Annotated in this window: 4 protein-coding genes and 3 pseudogenes; 2 read left to right on the forward strand and 5 right to left on the reverse strand. The window is 64.3% G+C overall.

The genetic code is table 11. The annotated features are described in order from the left end of the window. From ACLP4W_RS30265 to ACLP4W_RS30285, 5 genes and pseudogenes are all read right to left on the reverse strand, one after another. Nucleotides 1-105, reverse strand: a pseudogene (locus ACLP4W_RS30265) (fructose bisphosphate aldolase); the annotation flags it as partial. Continuing rightward, nucleotides 96-323 carry a hypothetical protein gene (locus tag ACLP4W_RS30270; RefSeq protein ID WP_442391307.1) on the reverse strand — a complete coding sequence of 76 codons (228 nt, stop codon included), beginning with the start codon at nt 321-323 and terminating at the stop codon, nt 96-98. The gene ACLP4W_RS30270 and the pseudogene ACLP4W_RS30265, both read right to left, overlap by 10 nt. Before the next feature lie 34 nt (nt 324-357). Next, the gene (locus ACLP4W_RS30275; protein WP_442391309.1) at nt 358-624 is read right to left on the reverse strand and encodes a hypothetical protein; all 267 of its coding nucleotides are present in this window, start codon (nt 622-624) and stop codon (nt 358-360) included. A 101-nt stretch (nt 625-725) separates the two neighbouring features. Beyond that, entirely contained in the window at nt 726-953 is a 228-nt protein-coding gene (locus ACLP4W_RS30280) for a DEAD/DEAH box helicase family protein (RefSeq protein ID WP_442391311.1), read from the reverse strand. 107 nt (nt 954-1060) lie between these two features. Then, a pseudogene (locus ACLP4W_RS30285) lies at nt 1061-2355 on the reverse strand (IS1380 family transposase); the annotation flags it as partial. Nucleotides 2356-2724: 369 nt separating this feature from the next. Between ACLP4W_RS30285 and ACLP4W_RS30290 the strand changes: the two are divergent. Together ACLP4W_RS30290 and ACLP4W_RS30295 are read left to right on the forward strand one after the other, a co-directional pair. Beyond that, a complete protein-coding gene (locus ACLP4W_RS30290; RefSeq protein ID WP_442391313.1) occupies nt 2725-3120 on the forward strand; it encodes an MmpS family transport accessory protein in 396 nt (131 codons plus the stop codon). Further along, nucleotides 3117-3309: pseudogene (locus tag ACLP4W_RS30295) on the forward strand (hypothetical protein); the annotation flags it as partial. The gene ACLP4W_RS30290 and the pseudogene ACLP4W_RS30295, both read left to right, overlap by 4 nt.

The raw sequence follows: 3309 nt of genomic DNA on the forward strand, positions 1-3309 counted from the left end.
ATAGAGGCTCAGAGCTTTTGGCGTGCTTCCACCGCTTTGGTCCAGTGCGGCGATGAACCCACGCCCCGACGCCATGACGTTGCGTTGCTCTTCGTTCACTGCCATCCTTCCGTCGTTACTCGTTGAGACCGGCGCGGGCAACGCCGGCCGCGGCTGTCACTCCACGCGCTTGCGGGAATGACGGCCTGCACCGCCTTTCCGTTGATCTCGCCGTCCACCTCGACCTCCAAGGTGAGCTTACGGCGGTCAACGCGCCGGCCCAAGGTGGCGCCGTCGCCTCCCGAATCGATGATGATCACGTCGTAGGTGTCGGGAATCGCCATCGCCTGCGAGGCGCATGGGCCAACGGGTTCATCATCACCGGTTAAGCGAGATGTGTGGCCGGTCGCTGTCCTCGTGTGCCCACACGATCCGCCGTGGCGCGGAGTAGGTCTCCAGCGTCGCCGAGTGGTCGCGGTCGAAGTAGTCCCAGGCCCAGGTCAGGAAGGCATCGATCTTGGCATGCACGCCGCTCAGCAGCATCGCGTGCACGCCCAACCAGGCGGCGAATGCGATGGGCCCCTCAACCTGATGGCGGTGGTTGCCGACCTCGGCGACGGCAGCGTTGCGACCGATCATCGCCATGATGCCTTGTCCTTGGACCGGGCGCGGTGCGAGCAGATCGGTATCCGCTGAGGGGACTGGCCCGCGGCAGGGCCCTCGAGGGTCACGTGATGCGATCCGAGTTAGTGGTAGAGAAGATCTTCAAGCCCGTCGCGGCGCTCGGGTGTGGCGGTGAGCCCAAGCCAGTATTTTGCGGGTATTCGATTGATGGCGTGGAAGAATGCGCTGGCGGCGATGTGGTGGCATTCGTCGGCGACCACGAAACTAAGGATGGCGCAATCAGTCAGTGGGGTGGTGGACACCAGGCTTGCCCCCAACTTGGCCTCCTCCTTGCGCGAACGGAAATACATCTTTCGCACCGAGCAGGCGCTTGATGGCTTCGAGGAAACGATTGTTAGCCATGTCAGCTCCTCACTTCTGGCTGGCAGCCCCTATACAACCCATCTCAACAGAAGTGTCTTCGTCGGGCGTTGCGGGTGAGCCGGGCGGGGACGTGCAGGAGTCGGTAGCGCAGGGCTTTGGGTTCAGCGGTAGCCAGCTGGCCGGTCAGGGCGAGTAGGCGTAGCCAGGCGATGAGGTCGGCGGCGATCGCGACTGCGGTCAGCCAGGCTTGGTTGATGCGGTAGTCGCGGGACGGGAATCGGCGAAGGCCGGTGTCTTTGGCGTGACGGATGCGGTCTTCGACGCGGGCGTGCGCGCGGTGCCGGGCTTCCAGGAACGCCAGTTGTCCGGTGGTGGTGTTGGTGACGAAGGCCTGGTAACGCCAGCCGTCGGTCTGCTCGAACAGGGACAGTTGGGCGCCGGGGTGGGGGCGTTCGCGGCGCACGATGACCCGCATCCCGGTCGGCCAGGTGCTCAGGTCGAGCAGCCCGGTGAGTTCGGCGACATCGCCGCCGGCGCGTACACCGCCGTCAGCATCCAGTGCGGGAGTCCATATCTTCTCGGGGACCAGCGTGATGGCCGCGCGCAGTGTCTGGGTGAGTGCGAACCCGATCGAGTAGTCGACGCGGCGGCCTCGGATCTGGTTGTGGTCGGTCAGCCAGTCCAGCAGCTCGTGGGAGGCCCCGGCGCCATCAGCGCGGACCAACAGGTGTTTGCGGTGCGCTGCCGGGATCTGGGTGATCGCGGCGGTCAGGACTTCGAGGTGATCGGCGGTGGTGTTGGCCCCGGCGTTACCGGGCCGCAGGCGCGCGGCCAGCAGTTCGGTGGTGTTGTCGCACCACACCCCGATCGGATGAAACCCGAAGCTGCCCTTGAATGTTGGTGCCGCGGATTCTTCTCGCTATGGGCCACCACGATGGTGGCATCGACATCGAGGACGACCATGTCACCGAGGTAGGTGTCGGCGACTCGCGAGGGTGGCACGCCGTCGGGCAGTAGTGACGAGACGTGGCGGCGTACCCGAGCCCGTGCGGCGTCGATGCGGGCCAGCCGGGCCGGGGACAGTTCGGCCAGCGTCCGCCACACTGTCGGTGTCGAGGCCACCAGACCCAGCAGCGGTGCTTGATGGCGCAGGACGTCGATGTCGGCGATCGCCTCACCACCGTCAGCGAGCATCACCGCCACATCGGTCAGGACCCGGCCCCGGTCATGAACCGGGAAAAACGAGCGCCGCGTCAACGCCGCCGACACCGCGTCGGTCAGACCCACCCGATCGGCCAACAGACGCAGGCCAGCACTGCCGGCATGGGCCACCACGCCGGTCCCATCACCAGATACAGACAAGCCGGCAGACCACGAAGTACGCTTCACCTACGGAGTGCCTTCCGGTTTGAGGAACTTGAGACGTTGCAATCCCAAGAATCCCCTGCCGGACAGGCACTTCCGTGCATCTACACGCCGACAACCCCCATCACCCGTGAACGATCCGGGCTAGAGTTCACCATGATCGTCACCCAAATTCCACGCGACTCGGGATATGCTCGGCCACTACGGGGCCCAGGAGACGACATCCATCCGCAACTTCCAAATAACATCCACGGAAACGTTATTAGATCCATCTCCGAAGCTTGTCTCCAGTATTGTACAAATGTTTGGACGGTCGGGAGGAGTGTTGATGTGAACGCGAGACCCAAGCGGCGAAATACCAACCGCATCCTCGGCACGCTCTGGCGGCCCGCTGTGATTCTTGCTGTGTTCGCGATCGCCGGTTACGGCGTAAATACGGTTCGGGGCATGAGTGCGAACATTAGCCATCCGCCGGTGACAAGCACCATCCCCGCGACCGTCATACAGATCAATCCGAAGAACGTCAGCTACGAGGCGTTCGGCGACCTCGGCAGTGGCGGCAGAGTCACATACGCGGATCTCAACAGCCGGCCCATCGAGGTCACCCTGGCGTCGCTGCCCTGGTCTATTTCGGAGACGACGATGTCGCCGTCGGCCACATTGAGCCTCGTCATGCAGGTCGACGGCGATGCGGCGGGTTGTCGCATTCGCGTCGACGGCAAGGTCCGCGATGAACACCTGGTGTCCCATCCGAGCGCCGCAGTCGCGTGCACGGTGACCGCAGCATGACCGCTCATACACCGAACACCGACACGACCACCGGCGAACCGGTCAAGCGGCCGTTCTTTCCCAAACTGGCCCGCAAGCTGGCATTGCCGATCTTCTTGTTCTGGGTGGTGGTCGCTGCCCTGGTGACCGTGTTCGTGCCCTCTCTCGAGAAGACCGTCGCGGCCAACGCGGAGGCGCTGGTCCCGCGGG

The organism is Mycobacterium sp. (assembly GCF_052145595.1).
In the GTDB taxonomy this organism is placed as follows: domain Bacteria; phylum Actinomycetota; class Actinomycetes; order Mycobacteriales; family Mycobacteriaceae; genus Mycobacterium.

Excerpts from the sequence above, each read along its gene's own strand:
- ACLP4W_RS30270 (WP_442391307.1), bottom strand. The coding sequence starts at position 323 with ATGGCGATTCCCGACACCTACGACGTGATCATCATCGATTCGGGAGGC.
- ACLP4W_RS30275 (WP_442391309.1), bottom strand. The coding sequence starts at position 624 with ATGGCGATGATCGGTCGCAACGCTGCCGTCGCCGAGGTCGGCAACCAC.
- ACLP4W_RS30280 (WP_442391311.1), bottom strand. The coding sequence starts at position 953 with ATGTATTTCCGTTCGCGCAAGGAGGAGGCCAAGTTGGGGGCAAGCCTG.